Here is a 25,389-nt window from a genome sequence, read left to right as displayed (position 1 = left end):
CATATTAATTCACTCCACCACCAGAATTTCCACCCGACGGTTCTGCGCCCGTCCGGTTTTAGTGCGGTTATCGGTCACCGGTACGGTATCTCCTTTCCCGACAACCCGGATCCGGCTGGCCGGAATACCACCGGACGTCAGCAGTGAAGCCACTTCCGCCGCCCGTTTTTCCGACAATACCTGGTTGGACGGGAATTCAGCGGAGTGGATCGGCTGGCTGTCCGTGTGGCCGGTCACCGTCACCGCGCCCCCCACACGCGCAATTTCACGCGCGGCCTTGTCAATCACCGGGCGCAGCGCATCATTCACGGTTTTCTGCCCCGGTATAAACATCGTATCTCCACGAAAAATTACACGGCTGTGATGGTCATCTTCCTCCACCGTCAGCAGGCCACGGGCGATTTCGTTCGCCAGCAGGATTTTCAACCGCAGTTTATGCACCGGAACGGGTGGCGGCGGAAGATTTTTACCAATGGCGTCGATACGCTGTTGTACGGTTTCGGTGGCGAGGTTCATCCGGTGGCTGTAAAGGCCAAACAGCGTCAGCATCACCAGCAGGGCGATTCCGGCGCTCAGCCAGACCGGCACCCGGCGCATCCGCCGCATTCGCCCACTGACGGCACCGGCAAAACCCGGCGAGAGCGTCGGCGTGATCGGATCGCGACGCTGGACCAGTTGAGTCAGCAGTTGCTGGCGGATATCGTCCAGTTGTTTACGCCCGTCAGGCCGTACACTGTAGCGGCCTTCAAAACCCAGTCCCAGAATGTGGTAAATGATTTCCAGTACATCGCTGTGCTCCTGGAAGCTGGCGGCCAGACGCCCGATTATCTGAAACAGCTTGATGCCGCCTTCACTTTCGCCATGAAAAGTCACCAGCAGGCTCTTCCCGGCCCAGACACCGCGTCGCCCCCAGACGGTGTTGTTGGCAGCTTCATCCAGCGCCGTGCACACGCAGTAACGTACCGCCAGCACATGTTCGCGGCGCAGGTTTGCCTGGTCGCACAGCGTCTGATATCGGCGGACTTCACGCTCCAGTAGGGCGCGATAATGTTCGACAATACCAGGGGAAAGTTCACGGGGCATTTGCGCCAGCGCGCATAACAGAGGGCTGGCCGCCGCCAGAAGAGGATTCACAGCAGCAGTGATCTCAGCCAAGCGGAGCTTCAAATCTGGCCCGTCTTCAACCACCACCTTTATATCTTCCCTGCGAAGGCTGTCCTGGACGAGCGTATCGTAACCGTCATTATCAGGCGACCTTGTTCCCCTCATTGAAGGCTGTAATTGCAGGGTATTCACCGCAGGTTGCGTCAGAATATCGTCGGTCATTTATCGCGAACTCCCCACAGCTCCAGCTCCAGCCCTGGAAACTCTCCGGCGGTATGCATTGCCATGCCACCATAGCGGGCGATATGTTCCCACAACACGCCGTCGCGGCGGATGTCGTAATAGATGTAACCGGACTGGAACGGGATCTGACGCGGTGGCACTGGCAGCACCTGTAGAACAAGACCAGGAAGGTGCGAGCGAATCAGTTCCGGCAGGCGTTCTGACGGCCCTATTTTGGTCTGAGCCGAAAAATGTTGTAGTAAGGTGTCGGCGGACATCTGTGCCTTCACCGCCAATACTAACGAGCTGAAATCTGACAGTTCGGTAGGTTCAACCACCGCATTGAGAATACCGTAAGTTCCCTCTTCCAGAGGGATTCGCTGCGCCCCACGTATTAGCACAGCATTCAGCAGATACTGAACCTCGTCCACCACCGATTTCAGCCCGGCATAGGGCGTCAGGTGCTTATATTCTTTATATTCTTCCGGACGACGTGTTTGCGGACGCACGTAGGTAGAGAGTTCTCCGGCCAGTGCGCAGAGGTTACGATAGAGTACTTCAGGCGATAGCGGCGTTTTCGACATATGGATCAATAAGGGGCCGAAACGATTAAGAACTTGCAGAAGCAGGTAATCCGACACTTCCGCCGCTTCATGACCGTGTTTGTCGCTCCCCGTCAATCGTTCCGCCAGCGAATCTGCACGCATTTTTATCAGATCGTTAATCCACGACAGCCAGGTACATATCAGCGTACTGGCCTGGTAGTTCGCCACTGGCGGGATCAACTCTTTGTCTATATCGACCCGACCATCGGGATGCAGCGCCGTGATGCGCGTCAGCGGCAGGCCGATCCACGCGTCTGTCACCGCCTTTTCCGGTAACAGTCGCAAGCGCAGGTGGCTAAGTTGCAGCAGTTGCGCGCCTCGCCCCAGCGAATTGGCATCACGGATTTCACTTTCATGTACCGAAAAACGTGCCAGTGATTCAGGGTTATTGTCGAAACTGGTTTCTTCACTGTTCGGCGTACGTATTGGCACAGCCAGATAAATCAACTGGTTAAGATGTTCTGGAAGGATGGTCAGCGGCGGCGGGAGTGGTGTATGACCCGGCGCATTAAAAGGTGTACCGTCAGCAAATACCCCGGAAGCCTTCGTAAGTACCAGTTTTCCGATGTTCAGCGCCTCACTACCAATACCATACTCATTGAAGCCCCAGTAAAAAGGTGAAAGAGGCAAACTGCGATAATGAATGACATGTTCCAGATAGCGTTCCTGCTGCTGAAACATCTGTGGCAACAAAAATTGTCCTTCACTCCAGACCACCCGGTTATTCCAACTCATAATTTACTCATCCCGTTCTTTAATCACTATGGCGCTTTGCTCTATGCCAGCATCCAGTTCGACTTTTTTCTTTGGCATAAAGCGGCTGTACCAACTTTTTTCCGGTGGATCAGGAATTTTATATGTAGCCCGCCAGACCGATTTTCCCAGATTGCGGTATCCGGCGAGGATCCCCAGCGTGGTAGTTTCCTTATTGAGGGCGCGGCGTAATTTTTTCTCCTCGCCCGGACGCAGGATAAAGCTGTCGCGGTGGAGTAAATCATCGGCAAGAACAGCCTTGTCATTGTCCTGAAGGGACCACCAGTCCGCCGCCGTGAAAGCTGCATCAATTTTCAGTTCATAAACGCGTATCTCTATGGGCGCGGCTTTTTTCTGATTGTCAGGATTCACCTTATCGGAAGCCTTAATCACCAGATCGAGTCTTTGTGACATCAGGTCCGGCACGTCGTCGCTGTCAATGCTGCACCCGGAAAGCAGGAAGACTAAAGACAAAGCTACCGCACATAACCACCCACCGGGGTTACGCCATTTATTCACTGTAATTTCCTTTAAAATCAAATAATAAAAACCGGCCAGGCTATATACCTGGCCGGGAAAATGTTGCTTAAATTTCTTTGTTAGCTTTGAAATCGTAACCTGCCGTGATAGTGCCGCCACTGCCGCCCTGCTGGTTCTGCACCACGTATTCCTGCTTCACGGTGCTGAAAGAGAGTTCGACTGACTCACGAGAAGCAATTTCTCCCCCCTGACTCCCGCTGGGCGAAACCATTGCTACGATCAAATCAGTAAAACTGTATTTGAGGTATTCCAGTGGGTTGCCGCCTGCTTTGCGCATGGTCAGCACGGCTTTCGGAATGTGTTTGCCTGAGGCGCAGTATTTGAACAGGTTCGGGCTGGCGCGATCGATATAGTGTTCAAATGAAAGATTAGTTACGGATACCTTGCCGGATCCCAGACCGCTACCCGCGTGCATGGTGGACTCCTGGTGGATATTCCAGCGCCAGCTCAACACCTCAATTTCATTTTTATGTTTGTCATCCATTGACTCGCCGTCAATGCCGTCAATTTTCAGAAAAATATCATAAGACATATTTCACACCTTTTTATTTAAATTAATTTTGGTTTATCCGCTTACAAATAAACCACTACTTTACAACACTCTTCCACATATGGAATCGGCAGAATAAAGGATTGAATATCTTTCATTTCTTAACACTCCTGGAAATCAACTCATCCAATTCATTTCCATGAATGAAATCTATACATTTCATAGTGCTGAAGTCTGATGCTATAGAACCATCATATTTTAATGATGCATATTTTCTCGCTATCGCATCTATTTCACGATAAATTTCTACAGATTGCTGACCATATTCAAGATAAGCACTGGCTGTAGCTCTGGCATCATCCCGAACGGCATCATTTTTATACACCAATGACAAACAATGGCTCAAAGCCCAATTGCGTAAAAGCTCTGACTGAGAATATTTTTCAGTCAATGCTTCCTGAGCATAAGATAATTGACATATCTGTAGCCCACAGAAGCCCCAAAATATTAATTTCAGCCATTTCATGGCAGTATCCACAGGATTCCGACTTCAGGAACAAATGTTCCATTATCTGGATCATTTAGTAGATGACATTGATCTGAACAAATACTACCATTCCATAATGTTACATGTCCCCGAGCATTGCTCCAGCCATGGCCTTTTACAACAATGATGCCTTTTTTACCTGTAAAGTCACCAGGAGTTGGATTATTAATGACAAGATCAGGCTTTCCCATAATCTGGGTCAGATGTTCAATCATATCATTCACGCGATAAATATAAAATTTCTTATCAGCACCACTAACCGTTGCATAGGGAGAACTACGGGATATCGGAAATCCCGTAGCATTCAAAACATAACTCATACGAATTGGACAAGCATTTTCAAAATAGCCACCTGAAATATTTTGCCCAACATTCCCGCCAATTATACGACCGACATCAGCAACGGGAAAATTCACTTTTCCAAATGCCGACCATGCCTCATTAAATGAAGGCCTACCCATTTTATTTACCCTCTAAAAAATCTGCATCACAAGCTTTATGAAATATAATAAATCAGGCATTACCCTGTTTTACTGACGGCAGTTTTGTCACCAGACGCAGTGATCCTGTTAACCCTTCAAGCTGAAAATGCGGGCGCAGGAAGAATTTGGCGTCGTAATAGCCCGGATTCCCCTCCACCTCTTCCACCACCACTTCAGCAGCTGCCAGCGGGCGACGAGCTTTGGTTTCCTGTGAGGAGTTCACCGGATCGGCATCGACGTAGTTCATGATCCACTCATTGAGCCAGCGCTGCATATCTTCGCGCTCTTTGAACGAGCCGATCTTGTCGCGCACGATACATTTGAGGAAGTGCGCAAACCGTGAACAGGCGAAAAGATATGGCAAACGAGCTGAGAGATTGGCGTTGGCCGTAGCGTCCGGATCGTAATACTCCTGCGGTTTTTGTAGAGACTGCACGCCAATAAAGGCGGCGTAATCGGAGTTTTTGCGGTGGATCAGCGGGATAAAGCCATTTTTCGCCAGTTCCGCTTCACGGCGGTCAGAGATGGCGATTTCCGTCGGGCATTTCATGTCCACGCCGCCGTCATCGGTCGGGAAGGTATGACAGGGCAGGTTTTCCACCGCGCCGCCGGATTCCACACCGCGGATCAACGTACACCAGCCATAATGTTTAAAGGAACGATTGATATTCACGCCCATCGCATAGGCTGCGTTGCTCCAGACGTATTTGCTGTGGTCTGCGCCATCTGCATCTTCTTCAAAATCAAACTCATCGACAGGGTTTGTTTTCGCACCATAAGGTAAACGGGAGAGAAAACGCGGCATCGTCAGGCCGATGTAGCGGGAATCCTCGCTTTTACGCAGTGAGTTCCACGGTGCATATTCGAGGTTCTGGGTCACAATTTTGGTGAGGTCGCGTGGGTTAGCCAGTTCCTGCCAGGAATCCATCTGCAACACTGATGGAGAGGCCCCGGCAATAAACGGCGCATGGGCTGAGGCTGCCACTTTGGCAATGGAGCCGAGCAGATCCACATCCGGTGGCGTGTGATCAAAATAATAATCCGCAATAATACAACCGTAAGGTTCTCCGCCTAACTGCCCATATTCGGCTTCATACAGCTTTTTGAACATGGGGCTTTGATCCCACGCGATCCCTTTGTAACGTTTCATATTTTTCCGCAATTCATCCTTTGAAAGGTTCATAAAGCGGATTTTTAATTTTTCATCGGTTTCAGTGTTGTAAACCAAATGTTCCATCCCACGCCAGGAGGACTCCAGTTTCTGAAATTCTGGATGACTCAGGATTAGTTTGATCTGCTCAGTTAATTTGAAATCGATCTGCTCAATAATCGCAGCAATACTTTTATAAGCATCATCACTAACAGTGACCGTATTTGTCAAAGCCTGTTGGGCCAGCGTCTGAACTGCCGCCTCAACAGCCTTTGCTGCCTGAGGTGTCTTGGGACGGAAGGCTTTATCCAGCAGCGAATCAAATTCCGTTTCCTGATAGGCAGTGGTTTGCGTAGTAGAGAGGTCGCCAGTCGCCAGAAGAGTATCGTTTACCATGAAAGTTCCTTAATAAAATCGCAGTTAGTCTGCTGTTCCCGTTTCACCTGATAAGACACTTTCCTGTTGAGCGACAGGTTTTGGCGCGCTGGCCAGAGCTTTCAGTAACGTTGGGTCTTGTAATAGTTTGTTGATCAGATTTTCTGCTCCCGCTTTACCATCCATATAGGTTTGCAGGTTGGCAAGCTGAGTACGTGCTTCCAGCAACTGATTCAGGGCATCCACCTTACGGGCAATCTGCGCAGGCGAAAAATCGTCCATATTCTCTAACGTGATATCGACCATTAACTGCCCTTCGCCCGTCAGCGTATTGGGGACAGCAAATGCCACGCGCGGCGCAATGGCTTTCATCCGCTCGTTGAAGTTATCGATATCAATATCAAGGAATTTACGATCGGTGACCGGTGGCAGCTCTTCACGCGGTTTACCCGCCAGGTCGGCCAGCACCGCCATGACAAACGGCAGTTCGATTTTTTTCTCGGAGCCGTAAATCTCAACGTCATACTCAATCTGCACGCGGGGCGCGCGGTTGCGGGCAATAAACTTCTGCGCGCTGTTGTTGATAGCCATAATCCTTCATTTCCTTATCAGTGAGCCGACGACCACCAGGGGAGCGGTTCGACGGTACAGTTTAAAAATCATACGCAGAGAGTATTTTTATAATCTCTTTGTTTTCTTTGTACTTTTCCCGCAGCACAGGGAGTGATTTCTTTGCCGGAGGACACCAGGTATCAACCCCCTTTTCGATGTCTCTTTTATCCTTCTCTGGTAAAGAACTGTCCCATTCACCAGCAAGATGCTGGCACATTTCCGCATTACTCAGAAAATGCTGTACATCCTGTGGTAAAGACGGTTCCCCCTGAACACTGAAAGCGAACATCATTAACAGGAATGTCCACAACACCGGATAACGAAATGTCATACTTAATGTCCATCAATTGACCAGTGGGGTATATCTGTATTTCCGCCTACAAACTTTCTGACGCCGTAACCCAGACCTACCGCCTGAAGCTGGGCATTCATTCCGGTTCGAGGCAGTGTATTAATTGCGACATTCTGCCCATTGCTCCCCGCAATTGTTAATGTTCCGCTCCAGCTGATATTCATATCTATCGCAGTACCGCGTGTATGGTTGGAGCTCAGTGCAGGCGCGACATTCAGATTATTCATACCATAGGCCGTAACCATAGCCTGCGCCGCTTCAAGCGAGGCTTGCTCAGTCGGGTGAACCCACTCAATATCCACCCCCTCCATCGCCGGGACGTTTTTTGCCTGAACGATTTCATGAGCAATCAACCATGACCAGTGCATGAGATATGCTCTGGCGGGAGGGCGATATGTTGCAGAGATACTGACCCTTGCACGCGCATTACCAAGCGCGCGCAAAAAATTATCTACCGATGCACGAAAAGTCCCCTGCAAATCATTAGTGGAAGAACTTCCAGGAAAGCGACTGACCCACAGTGCGCCACTTAATTCTTTTGCCATAAGGATGCTCCATTAATCCGTTTCAAAAATAATCTGTTCATCCTCATCAACACGAATGCGGATTTGCGTGATGGCCGTTTTCTCTGTCATCGCCTGCAACCAATAACGGGACAGTTGTGGGAGGATATGTTGTTCGATATAGCCGATGAGCAAACGAGCGCCGGTTTCGTGCATCGGGCAGCACGACACAATATGCGTAATCAGTTCATCGCCATACACCAGTGAAACGCCATGCTGCTCCGCCATCCGATCCATCAATCTGCCAAGATGCAGGCGGGCAATAACACCACGCGCGGTCTCATCCAGCGGTAAATAAGGAATAACCGTCACACGCCCCAGGAAAGCCGCCGGGAAGTGTTTACGTAACTCCGGCATTAACGCCTCTTTTAGTCCTGCCGAATCAGGCATCAGCGCCGGATCCTCACAGAGCTGGCTGATAAGTTCCGCCCCCGCGTTAGTCGTCAACAACAGCGTGGTATTTTTGAAATCGATGTGGACACCTTCGCCATCTTCCATCGCCCCCTTATCAAACACCTGGAAGAACAGCTCGTGGACGTCGTGATGGGCTTTTTCAATTTCATCCAGCAATACCACGCTCCAGGGATGGCGGCGTACCGCTTCCGTCAACACACCGCCTTCGCCATAGCCGACGTAGCCGGGCGGCGCGCCTTTCAGAGTGGAGACTGTGTGAGACTCCTGATACTCGCTCATGTTGATGGTGATCAGATTCTGTTCACCGCCATAGATTGCTTCTGCCAGTGCCAGCGCGGTCTCAGTCTTGCCTACTCCGGACGGCCCGGCCAGCAAAAAGACACCCACAGGCTTACGCGGGTCACCTAAACCCGCCCGCGCGGTCTGGATACGCTCGCCAATCTGCGCCAACGCATCCATCTGCCCGGTAACACGCTGCGCCAAACGGGTGGGCAATTCCAGTATCTGACTGGCTTCATCTTTCACCATCCGTCCGGCGGGAATACCGGTCCAGTCGGAGACAATCTCTGCCACCACGGTTGCACTGACTTCCGGGTACACGACGGGGTTTTCACCCTGCCAGCCTCTTAATGCCGTTTCTGCCTGTTGTAGAGTGATTTCGTCGCGCTCGCCAGGCGCTGCGCCGCGTTGCTCCTGTAAACTGCGAACCAACTCCAGTTCCTGCTGCCACCGCGCTTCGGTGTCAGAAAGATCGGCATTAAGCGATATAATCCGCGCCGTCAGTACATCGCCCCGCTCCGAGCGGATACCCATTTTTTCCTGCTTTAATAACAACTCCTGCTCCAGTTCGGCAGCGTTGAGCTGCTGGCGCAGATACTGGACTCTCGCAGGCGGGGTATGCAGCGACAGCGCTACACGGGCCGCCGCCGTATCCAGCAGGCTGATGGCCTTATCCGGTAGTTGCCGGGCCGGAATGTAACGGTGAGAAAGCTGTACAGCGGCGCGCACGGCCTCATCAAGAATCAGGACATCATGGTGTTCTTCAAGCGTGGTGACTAATCCGCGCACCATCTCAACAGCCGCAACCTCTTCCGGCTCAGCAACCTGCAATACCTGAAAACGCCGGGTCAGCGCCGGATCCTTTTCGATATGGCGTTTGTACTCGCTCCAGGTGGTTGCGCCGATGGTGCGCAGAGTGCCACGCGCCAGCGCCGGTTTCAGCAGGTTGGCAGCATCCCCCGTACCGGATGTACCACCAGCGCCCACCAGGGTGTGAACTTCATCAACAAAAAGTATCACCGGCTGCGCCGAGCGCGCGGCCTCTTCCAGCAAAGCTTTCAGGCGGGATTCAAATTCACCCTTCATGGACGCCCCAGCCAGCAGCGCTCCAACATCCAGTGACAGCAACCGCACGTTACGCAGTGAAGGCGGCACTTCCCCCCCGGCAATCGCCAGCGCGAATCCTTCCACCACTGCCGTTTTCCCGACCCCCGCCTCGCCGGTCAGCAGCGGATTGTTCTGGCGACGGCGCAGCAGAATATCCGTCATAGTACGGATCTCGTGTTCGCGGCCGGTGACCGGATCGATATTGCCTTCACGGGCCAGCGCAGTCATGTCCTGGCAGTATTTCGCCAGCGCGGATTTACTTCCGGTTGATTTGCCGGCAAAGACCTGGCTAGCTTCTCCCGGTACTGCAAAATTTAAATCCGAGCCGTCATAAGGTATTTCTGTTAATTCAGGAGATGAAGCGATTAAAGACGGAAGAATATCTAATAGTTCATCTACCGGTAGCCCTGCCAATGGCGCACAGATATTTTTTAACACCCGATACAATTCTGGCGTGGTTAACCAGGCAAGTAATAACCATCCACTACGAATTTTTTGATCACCAAAGCGGATACTTGCCAACATCCAGGCTTTGTCAACAGAAAGATCGATATGATGGGAAAAATCGTTAATTACACTCGCTCCGGCAGGCAATATATTCAATTGCTGAATTAACGCCTTCTCAACATCAGCAGATGTTATTTGATAATGTCGAAGCACATTGTGAATGTCATTCTCTGGTTGTTGTATTAACTGATGCAACCAATGCGTCAGTTCGACATAAGGATTAGCGCGTAATTTACAGAACGTCGTCGCAGATTCCAAAGATCTAAACAAAGATTTGGTTAGCTTTCCATACAGTGCACTGCGCGAAACAGGAGTGTCCATCTGTTACACCTAATGATGTAAGAACATATAAATGATACATAAACATAACTGTACCGATTAAAACTTCTAATTAATAGAATTATCAAAAAGGCCGAATGAAACAATGATGCATATCACAGAACACAATGTAATATAGCAGGTAGTATCTTTTTCATGGTGATATTCAATAGAGCAAGCCAATTTCATACATACCATGAATATATTAATTTGAAAATCGCCACTATATATTTCCGCGAAAACTTATATTGATAAAGTAAATTGATCAGCATTGCTTATCTAAAATTTAGAAAACTTATTCTTTTGAAAGAAACACTCTACACAGTGATACACAATGAAACCAAATATTACGTGGGGACTCCAAAAAATACAGGCGCACGGGATCGCCGATAACACAATTTACGCGACTGAAGGAACCCAAATTATCTTCACCGTTACCTCACCCTGGATTCCTGTTTTTGCGGTGAATGATGATGTAAAGATTGCCCTCAGTCTGACCCGCCACGAAGAAGCATGGTGGATTATCAATCAGTCTACCGAATATTGCTGTACGGTAAACGACCAGATTGTGGAACCTCATCACCGTATGCGTCTGAATGAAGGCGACCTGATAGAATGGGGGTTATCTTCATGGTGCCTTGTGCACGGCAATCCATCATCTCCGGGCCTGAGCGCAGTAAAAACGACATCGCAGACTGCCACCATGTCGGAAACAATAACCGAATATCTGGATCTGGATTGGTTCAGGCAGCAGCATCTGACATCACAAAATCCATTCGATATCATTCCTGTTCATGGAGCCTCCTCCACTGGAGAAGATGCTCAAAAAGAAAATGCCCTGACTCGACTTTATCAGGAATACCGCGAGGCGTTGTTATCTCCTGAACAAGATCTTCATCGCCATGCTGATCCTTTTCCCTTTAACGAAGAGCCCTCCTCACAGGATCTGGATTCATTGCGTGATCTGGTCACTGAAGCCGAGACATTGCAGGATATGGTCACTGGCGGGTTAAGCATTGACGCTATTCTCGATGTCCTGGACGCCACCGGCGAAGGGGAAACCGCCTGGCCTGCCGAAAAGACGCCCCCAGATATCCTGCACCTGCTATCCCCGGAATGCGCACCGGAAACAGCGCATAACACCGTTCTACCCGACCTGACACGCAAAGAGCATCGCATCATTGGCATTGACAGCCATTATCGGATAAACCCGGCACAACACGGAGAGATATCTCATGACAAACAATAACGAGCTACCGGCTACCCTGTCGGCGCTGCTGCGGGATTATTCCGTGGCGGAGGGCATTCAAATGGCAGAGCAGCAGGTCAGGATGCACCCGGCGCAGGCCTCCCGCCGCCACAGCCTATTTCAGTTATTGTGCGTGGCAGGCTACTGGTCGCGGGCACTGCAACAGATCCAGCTATGCGCCCGGATGGACGCAAATTATACCCGCGAAGCGCAGGTATTTGGCGAGCTGATACGCTGTGAGATATACCGCCACGCCTGCTTTCAGGGAGAACAGCGGCCCGATTGTATTCTCCCGCCGCCCGCCTGGATGGAGGATCTGCTGACCGCCCTCGCCTGTAACGCTCGTGGTGAAGCGCAGGAAGCTGACGCCCACCGCAGCCGCGCACTTGAGGCCATAACAGATACTGCAGGGCAGTGGAATGGCGGCGCATTTGACTGGATTAGCGACAGCGACTCCCGTACCGGTCCGGTACTCGAACTCATCGCGGGCGGAGTATATATCTGGCTGCCGTTTTCACAAATCTGTTCGCTAAAATCGCCGCGGCCTGCGCATCTGACCGATTTGATCTGGAAACCCGTCAACGTCACACTGAATAATGGCGACACACACAGTGCCTGGCTGTTTTCCCGCTACAGCGGCTCTGAAAAGGCTGCCGACTCCCTGCGTCTGTGCCGGGAAACGGTCTGGCAGGACGGGCCGGGAGAGACTCTGGTACAGGCGCTGGGTCAGAGGGTGTGGCTCACCGGTCACGGCGATATCAGCCTGCTGGATTTGTCCACCTGTACCTTTAACACCGCTGAAGGAAGCGACGCGTGAGCGCTTCCCGCCAGCGTCCGGGCAATCACCTGCTGCCCACGCTGTTTGACCGCCTGTGTGATGATGCCCCAAACCAGAAACGCGACCACGATATCAGCGTCAGCCCGGTTCAGCTTAAGGAGATCATTCGCCGGGATTTGTCATTTCTGCTCAACACCGTCAGCCATGAAGATGATATTGATGCTGCACGTTATCCGGACGCGGCAGCGTCCGTACTGAACTACGGCCTGCCGCCACTGGCGGGCAGCTTTCTGTATGAACACAAGTGGGACGATATTCGCAGGGCCATTTTGCGTACCATCATCCGGTTTGAACCCCGGCTGAAAGCGTCCACCCTGCAAATCATCCCACTTCAGGATGAGCGCCACCAGAGCGGCCATAACACATTACAGTTTGAAATTCGCGGCGAGATCCTCACGCAGCCCTACCCGATGGCATTCCGGGTACGCAGCGCGCTGGATATGGAACAGAGCCGCATTACGTTTTTTTAATTCAGAGAGAAACCGATGGATCCACGGCTACTGGAATACTACAACCGCGAACTGAGCTATCTGCGGGAAACGGGAGCCGAATTTGCCGCCCGTCATCCTAAAGTCGCCGCCCGACTGGGTATGCAGGGAACGGATATTGCCGATCCGTATGTGGAGCGAATGGTCGAGGCCTTCAGCTTCCTGACCGCCCGCACGCAGCTAAAAATTGACGCTGAATTCCCCCGTTTCACCCAGCGTCTGCTGGAAGTGGTCAGCCCCAATTACGTCACACCCACGCCCTCAATGAGCGTGGCGCAGCTTCATCCCGATCCGGAAGAAGGCGATCTGGCGAAGGGATTCACCGTCCCGCGCAACACGGCCTTTTTTTCCACCATTCCGGAAGGCGAAAGTACCGCCTGCCAGTTTCGTAGCAGCCAGAATGTGACGCTGTGGCCGCTTGCCATCGAAGAGGTGCGGCTGACCGCCGCGCCGCCGGATATGCCTGCCCTGCACCGCTACCTGCCAGCCAACATTCACGTCGCTGGTGCGCTGCGTATTACCCTGCGCACCTTTGGTGAACTGACGTTCAGTCAGCTTGCAGGGCTGAACAAGCTGCCATTTTATCTCTGCGGCGAGGAGCGCACGGCCTCACACCTGTTCGAACTACTGCATACCAGCGCCATCGCGAGCCTGGCTGGCATTCCGGGGCATTTTGACGGCGCACTGGATGTGAATCTGAAACAGCCCGTTATGTACGAAGGCCTGGATCCGGATCAGGGACTGTTGCCGCTGGCGTGGAATGTGTTTCACGGCCATAACCTGCTACATGAATATTTTACCTGTCCGGAACGCTTCTTTTTTTTCACCCCGACAGGCCTGTCTGCCGGGTTACAGAAAATTAACGGCGGCGTGGCGGAGATTGTTATCCTGCTGAACCGCCTGCCGCCGGACTGGCTGATCCACCAGACAAACGCGGCACAGTTCAGCCTGTTCTGTACCCCGGTTATAAACCTGTTTCCCCGCGTCGCCGCCCGGATCGATGTCACGCACAGCACGACGGAACAGCATCTGGTGGTGGACAGAACCCATCCGCTGGATTATGAGGTGTTCTCGGTCCAGGAAGTGGAAGGGCTGGAAACTGACACCACACGGAAGATGGCCTTTCGCCCGCTCTACCACACCCGCAATAATGATGAAGGCAATCACGGACGTTATTTTTCCCTGCGCCGGGAGCCGCGCCGGTTGTCGGAAAATGCCCGCCGCTATGGCACCCGCACCTCCTATACAGGATCAGAAGTGTTCCTGTCGCTGGTTGACCAGTATGAAGCGCCGTACCCGGAAAATCTGCGCCATATCACCATCACGGCTATGGTCACCAACCGCGATCTGCCCTGTCTTATTGCCCGCAATGGACGGGACGATCTGACCGTGGATGCGGCCATCCCTGTGGCGGGCGTGGGGCTTATCCGTCCGCCGCGTCCGCCGCAGCCTCCGCTGGCTGAACGTGAAATGGCCTGGCGGTTGATCCGCCAGTTATCCTTTAACTATCTGCCGCTGGCCGATCTGGATCACCGTACCGGTGGTCAGGCGCTGCGCGATCTGCTTAACCTGTTTATTCCGGCGCATGACAGTCCGCAGTCGCGCCAGGTGCGCAGCCTGATTGGCTGCAACACCACCCCGGTCACCCGCCGTCTGCCCGGTTCCGGGCTGCTGGTCTATGGGCGCGGCGTCAGTTGTGAACTGACCGTGGATGAGGAGGGGTTCTCCGGTATCAGTCCGTATCTGTTCGGTCTGGTGTTGGAGCACTATATCGCCCGTCATGTTTCCATTAATACCTTCTCGCAGATGACGCTGCACAGCATGCAGCGCGGCAAAATTATGACCTGGCCTGCCAGGGCGGGACAGCGGGGAAGCGTATGAGCGACGATTTCACTCAGGCGCAGGAAACCCCCTGGCGTTACGGTTTTCTGAACCTGATGCGCCGCGTGGATGTGCAGTTGTGTACTGTTCCGGCAGGCAACACCTGGCAACCACGGATGGAAAAATTTCGCCTCGGACAAACTCCCGCGCTGACCTTTGCGCCACGGGAAATCGCCAGTGTGAGCTGGCAGGAAGAGCGGCTGCACATCAGTTTGTACAGTCTCGGGCTGTGGGGGCCGAACGGTCCACTGCCGCTGCACTACACCGAACTGGCGCGCAACCGGACTGAAAGCCGAAGAGACCCGACGCTAACCCGTTTTTCTGATCTTTTTCATCACCGCTGGCTGACGCAGTTTTACCAGGCATGGCGCAGCGCCCAGTCCGCTGGGGGCGGTCTGGATAAACCACAACATGACCGTTTTGCCTTTTATATCGCCAGCCTCAGCGGGCAGGATTTGCGGGAGAGCGCCGACAGCCCGTTGCCGGATCACGCTCGCCTGGCGGCATCGGCCCATCTGGTGCGTGAGTCCCGCAATCCGGACGGTCTGGCCACCACGCTGGCGCACTATTTCGGTGTACCTTTCCGGATACAGGAGTATGTCCTGCACTGGATAGCCGTGGCGGACGATGAGATCACCCGGCTGGGGATGCCAGCCCCCTCTTCCGTTATTGGCAACGGTGCACTCATCGGCCAGGCCGTGCCGGACATGCAGTATAAGTTCCGGCTGGTTATCGGCCCGCTGACGCTGGAGGATTACCAACGTTTTCTGCCTGGCGGCAATAACCTGCCAGTCCTGACAGAACTGGTCCGCGCCTTTAGCGGTTTTGAATACTGCTGGGAAATTGAGCTACAGCTAAAGCCCCACGCCGCCCCTCCGGCTGTTACCGGTGGTTCGTACCAACTGGGCTGGACCGCATGGGCGGGTAAAGCCATGCACGAAAACCCGGTGACGGGCATGATTTTCGAACCAGAACACTACCTGGCGCACTGAGGATAATTTAATGGATACATCCCTGTCTGACCCAATTTCGGCAGAATGCCCCTGCGGCCCGGATCTGGAGTACGATCCGGAATACCTGCTACTGTTCACGCGCGCCGCACCGCGTGAAGAAGCGCAATACGGCGATTTTGTCAGTACGCCGGAAACCATTAACTGGGCGGAGCTTGAGCGGGATGCCTGCCGCCTGCTGACGCGCAGCAAAGATATCCGCATTCTGGTTGTCCTGCTGCGCTGCCGTATCCAGCAGGCCGGTGCCAGGGGACTGGCGGAGGCGCTCGCGCTGCTGGAAACGTTGTGCGCCACGTACCCGAACGCCATCCATCCTCAACTGCTCGCGACTGAAGATATCACCGCCGAAGAGGCGGCAGTGGCACGTAGTAACGCCCTGGCGGCGTTGCTGGACCATGAAGGCGTAATAGCGGATATTCGTGGCATTACACTGTCAAACAATGCTGCCATACGCCTTCAGGTACGGGATGTGGAGCGTTCGCTGTCTGCATCACGCCCGGCGGATGCGCTGGCACCAGAATCGGTACGCCAGCAACTGGCCGACCTGGAGGCGCGCGGCAAACTGCCGCTGGATGCCTTTCGCCAGGCCGCAGAGACCACTGAGCGGCTGCAACGCCATGCGCGTGAAACGCTGAATGACCAGGCACCGAACCTATCCCGTCTGACACAATTGCTGGCCCTGTTGCCGGGAGCGATACGGACCACCACGCCGGAGATCCTGCCACAACCAGTGGCTGAACAGCCGGAGAGCACCACCATCGTTCATACTGAAGAGATATCATCAGAGCAGATTGCGCTACCGGTGCATATCGCGGAGGAAATATCGCCGATGTCCGGCGCAGAACCCCGGCAGATCCGCGACCGGAACGACGCGCTGGAACGCCTGCGTGTCATCCGTCGCTGGTTTGAGCACAGCGAACCGAGCAGCCCGACCATTCCTTTGCTGCGCCAGGCAGAACGCCTGGTCGGAAAACGCTTCTCGGAGGTAATAAATGAAATTCCAGTAGAACTGCTGGAAAAATGGGATGCGCTGGAGTAACAGAAGTGGCCAGAATTTATATTATCTGGCCATTTTTTAAATCATATTCGTTTTACTTGCGGAGTGAAAAATTCTCGCTTCACCAAAACGACGAAAGCCCGAATCAGTAATGATTCGGGCTTTCTGAATATTGGCGGAACGGACGGGACTCGAACCCGCGACCCCCTGCGTGACAGGCAGGTATTCTAACCGACTGAACTACCGCTCCGCGTTGTGTTCCGTTGGGAACGAGGCGAATATTACGGATTGCCTCACCCTTCGTCAACGGTTTTTCTCATCTTTTGAATCGTTTGCTGCAAAAATCGCCCAAGTCGCTAATTTTAGCGCCTTTTACAGGTATTTATGCCCGCCAGAGGCAGCTTCCGCCCTTTTTCTGCACCAGATCGAGACGGGCTTCATGTGCCGCAAGCTCTTCATCTGTCGCAAAAACAACGCGTAACTTGCTTGCCTGACGCACAATGCGCTGAATTGTTGTTTCACCTTGTTGCTGTTGTGTCTCTCCTTCCATCGCAAAAGCCATCGACGTTTGACCACCAGTCATCGCCAGATAAACTTCCGCAAGGATCTGGGCATCGAGTAATGCCCCGTGCAACGTTCGTTTACTGTTATCTATTTCGTAGCGGGCACATAACGCATCGAGGCTGTTGCGCTTACCGGGAAACATTTTCCTCGCCACCGCAAGGCTATCGGTGACCTTACAGAAGGTATTGGTCTTCGGAATATCGCGCTTAAGCAACGAAAACTCGTAGTCCATAAAGCCGATATCGAACGCTGCGTTATGGATCACCAGCTCCGCGCCGCGGATATAGTCCATGAACTCATCGGCTACCTCTGCAAACGTGGGCTTATCGAGCAAAAATTCATCGGCAATACCATGTACGCCAAAGGCTTCCGGATCCACCAGCCGATCGGGTTTGAGATAAACATGGAAGTTATTGCCCGTCAGGCGACGGTTCACCACTTCAACGGCACCAATCTCAATGATCTTGTGGCCTTCATAGTGCGCACCAATCTGGTTCATACCGGTAGTTTCGGTATCGAGAACGATCTGGCGTGTAATTGCAGTGCTCATAGCGGTCATTTATGTCAGACTTGTCGTTTTACAGTTCGATTCAATTACAGGAAGTCTACCAGAGATGCTTAAACAGGTAGAAATTTTCACCGATGGTTCGTGTCTGGGTAATCCTGGACCTGGGGGTTACGGCGCTATTTTACGCTATCGCGGACGCGAGAAAACCTTTAGCGCAGGCTACACCCGCACCACCAACAACCGTATGGAGTTGATGGCCGCTATTGTCGCGCTGGAGGCGTTAAAAGAACATTGCGAAGTCATTTTGAGTACCGACAGCCAGTATGTCCGCCAGGGTATCACCCAGTGGATCCATAACTGGAAAAAACGTGGCTGGAAAACAGCAGACAAAAAACCAGTAAAAAATGTCGATCTCTGGCAACGTCTTGATGCTGCGCTGGGGCAGCATCAAATCAAATGGGAATGGGTTAAAGGCCATGCCGGTCATCCAGAAAACGAACGTTGCGATGAACTGGCTCGTGCCGCAGCGATGAATCCCACACTGGAAGATACGGGCTATCAAGTCGAAGTTTAAGCCTGTGGTTTACGACATTGCCGGGTGGCTCCAACCGCCTGGCGAATTCGTGGCTTGTTTTTACTCTGTTTCATCGGATTTAGCGTTAAAGGAATAGTCCGTTTCCGGGCGACAATAAGTTGTAAGCAACCAAGCGCAGGAATATGCGCATTCAATAGTTTTCCACCGTGTTTGTTCCACGGGAGAACGTGGAAACGGCTGGCGTGTAGCACTTCAAAATTCAACAAAGAGAGCCAGTCCAGCTGCCGCATCAGAGTAAACATCCGGCTGTTATAGGGCGAGGTTTTGCGCAATACCGGTACAAGTTTGCGTAATCCCATTAAACTTATGGGATTGAAGCCACTAATCACCAGCCAGCCATCATCAATCAGTACCCGATCGGCTTCACGCAATAAACGATGCGGATCGGTGCACCACGGCAATGTATGTGCCAGTAGACAAACATCAACGGATTTATCGGCAAAAGGAAGATGAAGTGGGTCCGCCTGCACCTGGACGGGCAGTCCTTGCGCAGAAACATTCACTTGATGAGAAACCGCGCACGCTTCGCAATTGATTTCTGCGCTTAAATTGCCAATCTTAAGCAGATGAAAACCATACATTTTAGTGAACCACGGGTTGAGCTGGCGCTCCAGCGCCTTGCGATAAAGCTCTCCCCAGGGCAAATCGCCCCAGCAATCAGGAGCCACGACAGTTTGAGGGACTCTTGCCGGTTTCATCACAACCTTCCGTTTCACACTGAGAGGTAATCTATGAATCTTAACAGTATTCCCGCCTTTGATGACAATTACATCTGGGTTTTGAATGATGAAGCAGGTCGCTGCCTGATTGTCGATCCCGGAGACGCAGAGCCAGTATTAAACGCCATTGCCGCCAATAACTGGCAACCGGAGGCCATATTTCTCACCCACCATCACCACGATCACGTTGGCGGCGTAAAAGAACTGGTGAAAAAGTTTCCGCAAATTGTGGTGTATGGTCCACAAGAGACACAAGATAAGGGAACAACACAGGTAGTCAAAGATGGCGAAACTGCCTTCGTTTTAGGGCATGAATTTAGTGTAATTGCCACACCGGGTCACACTTTAGGACATATCTGTTACTTCAGTAAACCTTATCTATTTTGCGGCGACACGCTGTTTTCTGGTGGGTGTGGTCGGTTGTTTGAAGGGACACCATCACAAATGTATCAATCACTTAAAAAGTTAAGTGCGTTACCTGACGATACATTGGTATGTTGTGCTCATGAATATACCTTATCAAATATGAAGTTTGCTTTGAGTATTCTTCCGCACGATTTGTCCATAAATGATTATTATCGTAAAGTTAAGGAGTTACGGGCAAAAAATCAAATAACACTACCCGTAATTCTGAAAAATGAGCGGCAAATTAATGTTTTTTTAAGAACGGAAGATATTGATTTAATTAATGTAATTAATGAAGAAACATTATTGCAACAACCTGAAGAACGTTTTGCATGGTTAAGGTCAAAGAAAGATAGGTTCTGATAAAACTTTCTTGTCATCGGCTCCGTTCGCCGTTATGATCGGTCGTCTTTTAAGCAACTATTGACACACACATGAAGGCAAAAGCGATATTACTCGCCTCTGTCCTGCTCGTGGGTTGCCAGAGCACCGGCAACGTTCAACAGCACGCACAGAGCCTTTCTGCAGCTGGTCAAGGGGAAGCAGCAAAGTTTACAAGTCAGGCACGATGGATGGACGATGGGACGTCTATCGCGCCAGATGGTGACTTGTGGGCTTTCATTGGCGACGAGCTAAAGATGGGAATTCCGGAAAACGACCGGATTCGCGAACAGAAACAGAAATATTTACGCAATAAGAGCTATCTCCACGATGTAACTTTACGGGCAGAGCCGTATATGTACTGGATAGCCGGGCAAGTTAAAAAACGTAACATGCCTATGGAACTGGTACTACTACCCATAGTGGAGAGCGCTTTTGATCCTCACGCAACGTCTGGCGCCAATGCCGCGGGCATCTGGCAGATCATTCCGAGCACGGGGCGCAATTATGGTTTGAAACAGACCCGCAATTATGACGCGCGTCGCGATGTTGTTGCTTCAACAACTGCCGCGCTGAACATGATGCAGCGTCTGAACAAGATGTTTGACGGCGACTGGCTTCTGACCGTAGCGGCTTATAACAGCGGCGAAGGTCGGGTCATGAAGGCAATTAAAACGAACAAAGCGCGTGGGAAATCCACGGACTTCTGGTCGTTACCGTTGCCGCAGGAAACGAAGCAGTACGTGCCTAAAATGCTGGCATTGAGTGATATTCTCAAAAACAGCAAGCGTTATGGCGTACGTCTGCCAACGACCGATGAAAGCCGTGCTCTGGCGCGTGTGCACCTGAGCAGCCCGGTTGAAATGGCGAAGGTTGCAGATATGGCGGGGATTTCCGTCAGCAAGCTGAAGACATTCAACGCAGGCGTGAAAGGCTCCACGCTGGGCGCAAGTGGTCCGCAGTACGTGATGGTGCCAAAGAAGCATGCAGATCAACTGCGTGAATCTCTGGCTTCAGGCGAAATTGCTGCTGTACAGTCGACGCTGGTTGCCGACAATACGCCGCTTAACAGCCGTGTTTACACCGTACGCTCTGGCGACACGCTTTCAAGTATCGCTTCACGTCTCGGCGTAAGCACCAAAGATTTGCAGCAGTGGAACAAACTGCGCGGATCTAAGCTGAAGCCAGGCCAAAGTTTGACGATTGGCGCAGGCAGTAGCGCACAGCGACTGGCAAACAACAGCGATAGCATTACTTATCGTGTGCGCAAAGGCGATTCGCTTTCAAGCATTGCTAAACGCCACGGCGTGAACATCAAAGATGTGATGCGCTGGAACAGCGACACTGCGAATCTGCAACCAGGCGATAAGCTGACGTTGTTTGTGAAAAACAACAACATGCCAGATTCCTGACAAATCAGATAATCAAAAGGCACCGATTCCCCCGGTGCCTTTTTTATTTATGCCGCTTTATGTGCTTCTACCATGATGATATCACTGGTGAAAGAGCCGTCATTCTGCAAGGCAAAATACGTTCTCACCTCTGTCGATGCGCTCTGTTGGTAAATGCGAATAGCGTCTACTAACGCTTCTGGCGTACGCATTCTCGCGACCCATGAAGAAAATTCCAGCGGTAACTTATCTGTAATTAAATTATCAACTATCAGATTGGCTTCATTGATTAACGTCAACCACTCACCGCTGGCGTAGTTTCGTACGTGAGAGGTATCGCGTAATGCTTCTACCGTCTGTAACCAGACGTCGCGCACTGGGTGACCCGGAGACATTACGTCCATCACAATCAGCCTACCGCCAGGTTTCAATATCCTATTCACTTCTCGCAGTGCTGCACCAACATCATGCCAGTGATGGGCAGAATAACGGCTGATAACAATATCAAATGCGTTATCGGCAAATGGCAGACTTTCGGCATATCCCTGGCGGGTGGCGATATTTTTCAGGTGCCCGGCTTCGGCAGCTTGTGCCACGACATCCAGCATTTGGGCAGATAAGTCATACGCCACCACCGCGCTCACGTTTTGCGCAGCGACAAAGCTGGCATGCCCTGCTCCGCAGCCCATATCAAGTACGCTTGCATCAGGATAATCAGCCAGACGCACCGCCAGGCGCTGTAAATCTCGCCCGGATGCATGTACGGTACTGGTTAAATACTCACTGGCCTGCGAGCTAAACTGCTTTTCTACGTGGTCATGGTGGGATTGTGTTGTCATTGCGCTGTCCTTTTATTGTTTGATTAAAAAGGGCAGCGCCAAACGTTGGTCTGCCCTGTGGCAGACCTGACATACCTTATTTATCAGGCTTGCCGGGACTGAATTCAACGAGTAGCGGATTGTGATCGGAAGCGCGCGTAACCAGTACAGAAGCTTCGCTGACGTTCAGACCACGGTAGAAAACAAAATCGAGCGGGCGGCCAAACGCCCGACGGCGCTGATCATCGGTAAAACGCACCTGGCGCAGCGACATTTCCCGCGCAAAGCGATATAACGCGTTCATCCTTCTACGGCTCCAGGCATTGAAATCTCCCGCCATAATGACCGGGCCGCTGTGGTGAGCTATCTGATCGCCAATAGGAAGTAACTGCTTACTATAGACATCCACGCCCAAACTGAAATTGACGGCGTGTATATTAACCACCATCAACAGGCGGGTGTCAGGCAATGGATAGACCGTCACCAGGGCCGACTTCGCCAGACGCAAAATGGGTTCTCGTTCACGTAACGGGCAGCAATACACTGGATGCGCCGCCGAAAGGGTCATTACACCGGAAGGATGTTGTGGCAGCACGAAAGCGGGTACCTGATCGGCGGCAAGATAGTTAGCGGTCGCAAACTGTACTAACTCTGGCGTTGTCTGCGCTTCCTGCAATAACACCAGATGTGCATCTTTGCCGTAGTTCTTTAATACCGACAACCATTCAGCGCGTTGCTGTTTGTATATGTTCCACACCAGGATCCGAATACGCTCTTCGGTACTTAACGGTTCTCCAGGTGGTAATGCCTGGCCGATGCTCGCAAAAGACCCCGGCGGTAAGATCCTTTCCGCAGGTTGTCCGGCAACATAGCGCATGGCATAGGTGTTTTTTCGCACTTTTGACTTTGAAACCTCTATTACGTCAACCCTTCCGCACTCGGGAGGGTTCTACTGTTATAGGGATTTTAGCTCACTCTTTCAACGAGCAATTGTATATTGCTATGTAAGCAAGTGCTTACACCGGTCAGAAATTTGCTCATTATTGAGAACATTAAATCGGATGACATATCTCGCATCCTGATGGTTTAATGACAAATAAATTCAAAATATCTCTTCTATTTTGCAACAGGAGCAAAAATGAAAGCCACGTCGGAAGAACTCGCCATTTTTGTTTCAGTCGTCGAAAGCGGCAGCTTTAGCCGGGCAGCGGAACAATTAGGGCAAGCAAACTCAGCGGTAAGCCGGGCGGTGAAAAAGCTGGAGATGAAACTTGGCGTTAGCCTGCTTAATCGGACCACGCGACAACTTAGCCTGACGGAAGAAGGCGAGCGTTATTTTCGTCGCGTACAGTCAATTTTGCAGGAGATGGCAGCGGCAGAATCAGAAATTATGGAGACGCGTAATACACCGCGTGGACTGTTACGGATCGATGCCGCAACTCCAGTGGTGCTGCACTTTCTGATGCCGTTGATTAAGCCTTTTCGTGAACGCTATCCGGAAGTCACTTTATCGCTAGTCTCCTCCGAAACGATTATTAATTTGATCGAAAGAAAAGTGGATGTCGCGATACGCGCCGGTACGTTAACGGATTCCAGCTTACGTGCCAGGCCGTTATTTAACAGTTATCGAAAAATTATCGCCTCCCCCGATTATATTTCCCGCTACGGGAAGCCAGAAACGATCGACGATTTAAAGCAACATATTTGCCTGGGATTCACTGAACCCGCTTCCCTCAATACCTGGCCGATAGCCTGTAGTGATGGACAATTACATGAGGTGAAGTACGGTTTGTCATCCAATAGTGGGGAAACACTGAAACAGCTTTGCCTGAGTGGCAACGGGATTGCGTGTTTGTCCGACTACATGATCGACAGAGAAATCGCTCGCGGAGAATTGGTGGAGTTAATGGCAGATAAAGTATTGCCAGTGGAAATGCCATTCAGTGCCGTATATTACAGCGACCGTGCGGTAAGTACACGCATCCGGGCTTTTATCGATTTCCTTAGCGAGCATGTAAAAACAGCTCCCGGAGGAGCTGTCAGAGAGGCTTAATCCCATTCAGGAGCCAGACCTTCCGGGCTAACCAGGCGGTCGTTGCAATCCAGTGCGGCGATCGCTTTTTTATCTTCGGCATCAAGCTGTAAATTTTGTGCCTTAAGATTACTTTCCAGGTTTTTACGTTTAGTAGAAGAAGGAATTACGGAGTAACCTTCCCCCATAGCCCACGCCAGAATCACTTGTGCCGGAGTCGCATTGTGTTTAGCTGCGATACGAGCAATAACCTCATCTTTCAGGGCCTTACCATACGCCAGCGTCATATAGGAAGTAATATGGATGCCGTGCTGTTTAGCCCAGGCGACCACTTTACGGTTTTGCAGATAAGGTGAGAGTTCAATCTGGTTAGTAGCGATGTTTTCAGCGCCAACAGCAGCAATCGCCTTTTCCATCAATGGGATCGTGAAGTTGGAAATACCGATCTCACGCGTCAGCCCTTGTTTTTTGGCTTCCAGCAGCGCCTGCATAAACTCTTCAACAGAGACTTCATCGTTTGGTGACGGCCAGTGGATTAGCGTCAGATCAACATAATCGATACGCAATTTTTGCAGGCTCTCTTTCAGACTCGGGATCAATTTGTCTTTGCTGAGATTTTCAATCCAGATTTTAGTGGTGATGTAGAGTTCATGACGTGGCACGCCACTTTCTGCAATCGCCTGACCTACTGCGGCTTCGTTATCATAGATTTGTGCGGTATCAATTACGCGATAACCAAGTTCAAGCGCCGTTTTCACAGATGAAATAACAACGTCGTCTTTCAGACGGAAAGTACCTAAACCAAATGCAGGGATAGCCATAATATGCCTCTTTTAATGCTATTTTCGTTAACTGAAGTGATTATGGGCTTTAGAATGTTGCGGAAAAAGGGCGTAAAACGCAGAGGATTTTTGCGATTTAAGCAATAATAGAAATATAGACGAAAAAAAACCTCGAGCGTTAACTCGAGGCTTCTTAATAAGTGGCGGAACGGACGGGACTCGAACCCGCGACCCCCTGCGTGACAGGCAGGTATTCTAACCGACTGAACTACCGCTCCACCGAATTCTTTTACAACCACCGGTTTTATGAC

At 51.6% G+C, this 25,389-nt stretch carries 26 protein-coding genes and 2 tRNA genes; 10 read left to right on the top strand and 18 right to left on the bottom strand.

All coding sequences use genetic code 11. The features are described 5' to 3' along the window. Positions 1-9 precede the first annotated feature (9 nt). The 11 genes from tssL to tssH all read right to left on the bottom strand — a co-directional run bounded on the left by tssL (position 10) and on the right by tssH (position 10,423). Positions 10-1,326: a type VI secretion system protein TssL, long form gene (tssL, locus tag ACJHX7_RS23825; RefSeq protein WP_094030466.1), complete on the bottom strand. Its 1,317-nt coding sequence runs from the start codon at positions 1,324-1,326 to the stop codon at positions 10-12. Continuing rightward, complete coding sequence (gene tssK, locus ACJHX7_RS23820) at positions 1,323-2,666, bottom strand: type VI secretion system baseplate subunit TssK (RefSeq protein ID WP_001316112.1); 1,344 nt, start codon at positions 2,664-2,666, stop codon at positions 1,323-1,325. The genes tssL and tssK overlap by 4 nt, the downstream gene beginning before the upstream one ends. Before the next feature lie 3 nt (positions 2,667-2,669). Beyond that, positions 2,670-3,203, bottom strand: a complete 534-nt coding sequence (gene tssJ, locus ACJHX7_RS23815; RefSeq protein WP_094030467.1) for a type VI secretion system lipoprotein TssJ — start codon at positions 3,201-3,203, stop codon at positions 2,670-2,672. Between the two features lie 67 nt (positions 3,204-3,270). After that, positions 3,271-3,756 (bottom strand): Hcp family type VI secretion system effector, encoded by a 486-nt coding sequence (locus ACJHX7_RS23810; protein ID WP_000119441.1) that lies wholly within the window; start codon positions 3,754-3,756, stop codon positions 3,271-3,273. A 112-nt stretch (positions 3,757-3,868) separates the two neighbouring features. Beyond that, positions 3,869-4,240, bottom strand: a complete 372-nt coding sequence (locus tag ACJHX7_RS23805) for a T6SS amidase immunity protein Tai4 family protein (protein WP_094030468.1) — start codon at positions 4,238-4,240, stop codon at positions 3,869-3,871. Then, positions 4,237-4,722 carry a type VI secretion system amidase effector protein Tae4 gene (locus ACJHX7_RS23800; protein ID WP_021580507.1) on the bottom strand — a complete coding sequence of 162 codons (486 nt, stop codon included), beginning with the start codon at positions 4,720-4,722 and terminating at the stop codon, positions 4,237-4,239. The genes ACJHX7_RS23805 and ACJHX7_RS23800 overlap by 4 nt, the downstream gene beginning before the upstream one ends. 52 nt (positions 4,723-4,774) lie before the next feature. Continuing rightward, positions 4,775-6,289 (bottom strand): type VI secretion system contractile sheath large subunit, encoded by a 1,515-nt coding sequence (gene tssC, locus ACJHX7_RS23795; protein WP_410231713.1) that lies wholly within the window; start codon positions 6,287-6,289, stop codon positions 4,775-4,777. 24 nt (positions 6,290-6,313) lie between these two features. Next, entirely contained in the window at positions 6,314-6,859 is a 546-nt protein-coding gene (gene tssB / locus ACJHX7_RS23790) for a type VI secretion system contractile sheath small subunit (protein ID WP_000996814.1), read from the bottom strand. A gap of 61 nt (positions 6,860-6,920) precedes the next feature. Next, positions 6,921-7,211 carry a hypothetical protein gene (locus ACJHX7_RS23785; RefSeq protein WP_000144227.1) on the bottom strand — a complete coding sequence of 97 codons (291 nt, stop codon included), beginning with the start codon at positions 7,209-7,211 and terminating at the stop codon, positions 6,921-6,923. 2 nt (positions 7,212-7,213) lie between these two features. After that, positions 7,214-7,777 carry a peptidoglycan-binding domain-containing protein gene (locus ACJHX7_RS23780; RefSeq protein ID WP_083575636.1) on the bottom strand — a complete coding sequence of 188 codons (564 nt, stop codon included), beginning with the start codon at positions 7,775-7,777 and terminating at the stop codon, positions 7,214-7,216. 12 nt (positions 7,778-7,789) lie between these two features. Then, a complete protein-coding gene (tssH, locus tag ACJHX7_RS23775) occupies positions 7,790-10,423 on the bottom strand; it encodes a type VI secretion system ATPase TssH (protein ID WP_094030469.1) in 2,634 nt (877 codons plus the stop codon). A 331-nt stretch (positions 10,424-10,754) separates the two neighbouring features. Here tssH and tagK point away from each other — a divergent pair, with 331 nt between their 5' ends. Genes tagK through ACJHX7_RS23745 form a run of 6 tightly spaced genes read left to right on the top strand, consistent with a single transcriptional unit; the run spans position 10,755 to position 16,925 of the window. Next, positions 10,755-11,669: a type VI secretion system-associated protein TagK gene (tagK, locus tag ACJHX7_RS23770; RefSeq protein ID WP_094030470.1), complete on the top strand. Its 915-nt coding sequence runs from the start codon at positions 10,755-10,757 to the stop codon at positions 11,667-11,669. Continuing rightward, entirely contained in the window at positions 11,656-12,486 is an 831-nt protein-coding gene (locus ACJHX7_RS23765) for a type VI secretion system accessory protein TagJ (protein ID WP_094030471.1), read from the top strand. Before tagK ends, ACJHX7_RS23765 begins: the two co-directional genes overlap by 14 nt. Next, the gene (gene tssE, locus ACJHX7_RS23760; protein ID WP_001276638.1) at positions 12,483-12,977 is read left to right on the top strand and encodes a type VI secretion system baseplate subunit TssE; all 495 of its coding nucleotides are present in this window, start codon (positions 12,483-12,485) and stop codon (positions 12,975-12,977) included. The genes ACJHX7_RS23765 and tssE overlap by 4 nt, the downstream gene beginning before the upstream one ends. 15 nt (positions 12,978-12,992) lie before the next feature. After that, positions 12,993-14,876, top strand: a complete 1,884-nt coding sequence (tssF, locus tag ACJHX7_RS23755; protein WP_094030472.1) for a type VI secretion system baseplate subunit TssF — start codon at positions 12,993-12,995, stop codon at positions 14,874-14,876. Next, the gene (tssG, locus tag ACJHX7_RS23750; protein WP_094030473.1) at positions 14,873-15,868 is read left to right on the top strand and encodes a type VI secretion system baseplate subunit TssG; all 996 of its coding nucleotides are present in this window, start codon (positions 14,873-14,875) and stop codon (positions 15,866-15,868) included. The genes tssF and tssG overlap by 4 nt, the downstream gene beginning before the upstream one ends. 10 nt (positions 15,869-15,878) lie before the next feature. Continuing rightward, a complete protein-coding gene (locus ACJHX7_RS23745; protein WP_032170716.1) occupies positions 15,879-16,925 on the top strand; it encodes an ImpA family type VI secretion system protein in 1,047 nt (348 codons plus the stop codon). 131 nt (positions 16,926-17,056) lie between these two features. Here the strand turns inward: ACJHX7_RS23745 and ACJHX7_RS23740 are convergent. Beyond that, positions 17,057-17,133: transfer RNA gene (locus ACJHX7_RS23740), tRNA-Asp, on the bottom strand. A 132-nt stretch (positions 17,134-17,265) separates the two neighbouring features. Next, on the bottom strand, positions 17,266-17,997 hold the full coding sequence (gene dnaQ / locus ACJHX7_RS23735; RefSeq protein WP_001308374.1) for a DNA polymerase III subunit epsilon: 732 nt from the start codon (positions 17,995-17,997) through the stop codon (positions 17,266-17,268). Positions 17,998-18,061: 64 nt separating this feature from the next. Between dnaQ and rnhA the strand changes: the two genes are divergently transcribed. After that, positions 18,062-18,529, top strand: coding sequence for a ribonuclease HI (gene rnhA / locus ACJHX7_RS23730; protein WP_000917883.1), 468 nt, complete (start codon positions 18,062-18,064; stop codon positions 18,527-18,529). Here rnhA and ACJHX7_RS23725 read toward each other — a convergent pair. Continuing rightward, positions 18,526-19,248: a class I SAM-dependent methyltransferase gene (locus ACJHX7_RS23725; RefSeq protein WP_001308373.1), complete on the bottom strand. Its 723-nt coding sequence runs from the start codon at positions 19,246-19,248 to the stop codon at positions 18,526-18,528. The genes rnhA and ACJHX7_RS23725 overlap by 4 nt on opposite strands. Before the next feature lie 33 nt (positions 19,249-19,281). Between ACJHX7_RS23725 and gloB the strand changes: the two genes are divergently transcribed. Further along, a complete protein-coding gene (gloB, locus tag ACJHX7_RS23720) occupies positions 19,282-20,037 on the top strand; it encodes a hydroxyacylglutathione hydrolase (RefSeq protein ID WP_001052732.1) in 756 nt (251 codons plus the stop codon). 71 nt (positions 20,038-20,108) lie between these two features. Beyond that, complete coding sequence (mltD, locus tag ACJHX7_RS23715; protein ID WP_000644685.1) at positions 20,109-21,467, top strand: murein transglycosylase D; 1,359 nt, start codon at positions 20,109-20,111, stop codon at positions 21,465-21,467. Between the two features lie 47 nt (positions 21,468-21,514). On the opposite strand, the gene ACJHX7_RS23710 is transcribed toward mltD, so the two are convergent. Both ACJHX7_RS23710 and ACJHX7_RS23705 read right to left on the bottom strand, forming a co-directional pair. Continuing rightward, positions 21,515-22,285 carry a class I SAM-dependent methyltransferase gene (locus ACJHX7_RS23710; protein ID WP_000211702.1) on the bottom strand — a complete coding sequence of 257 codons (771 nt, stop codon included), beginning with the start codon at positions 22,283-22,285 and terminating at the stop codon, positions 21,515-21,517. Between the two features lie 76 nt (positions 22,286-22,361). Continuing rightward, the gene (locus tag ACJHX7_RS23705; protein WP_001230983.1) at positions 22,362-23,162 is read right to left on the bottom strand and encodes an endonuclease/exonuclease/phosphatase family protein; all 801 of its coding nucleotides are present in this window, start codon (positions 23,160-23,162) and stop codon (positions 22,362-22,364) included. Between the two features lie 240 nt (positions 23,163-23,402). On the opposite strand from ACJHX7_RS23705, the gene yafC reads away from it, so the two are divergent. Next, positions 23,403-24,317 carry a DNA-binding transcriptional regulator YafC gene (yafC, locus tag ACJHX7_RS23700; protein WP_000648568.1) on the top strand — a complete coding sequence of 305 codons (915 nt, stop codon included), beginning with the start codon at positions 23,403-23,405 and terminating at the stop codon, positions 24,315-24,317. Here yafC and dkgB read toward each other — a convergent pair. After that, positions 24,314-25,117, bottom strand: coding sequence for a 2,5-didehydrogluconate reductase DkgB (dkgB, locus tag ACJHX7_RS23695; protein WP_000997062.1), 804 nt, complete (start codon positions 25,115-25,117; stop codon positions 24,314-24,316). The two genes, yafC and dkgB, sit on opposite strands and share 4 nt — an antisense overlap. A gap of 162 nt (positions 25,118-25,279) precedes the next feature. Beyond that, positions 25,280-25,356, bottom strand: a tRNA-Asp gene (locus tag ACJHX7_RS23690). Between the last annotated feature and the right edge of the window lie 33 nt (positions 25,357-25,389).

The organism is Escherichia sp. WS1451 (assembly GCF_046487365.1).
Classification (GTDB): Bacteria; Pseudomonadota; Gammaproteobacteria; order Enterobacterales; family Enterobacteriaceae; genus Escherichia; species Escherichia coli.
Note: the sequence above shows the minus strand (reverse complement) of the source record. Positions and strands in the feature narration are given on the sequence as shown.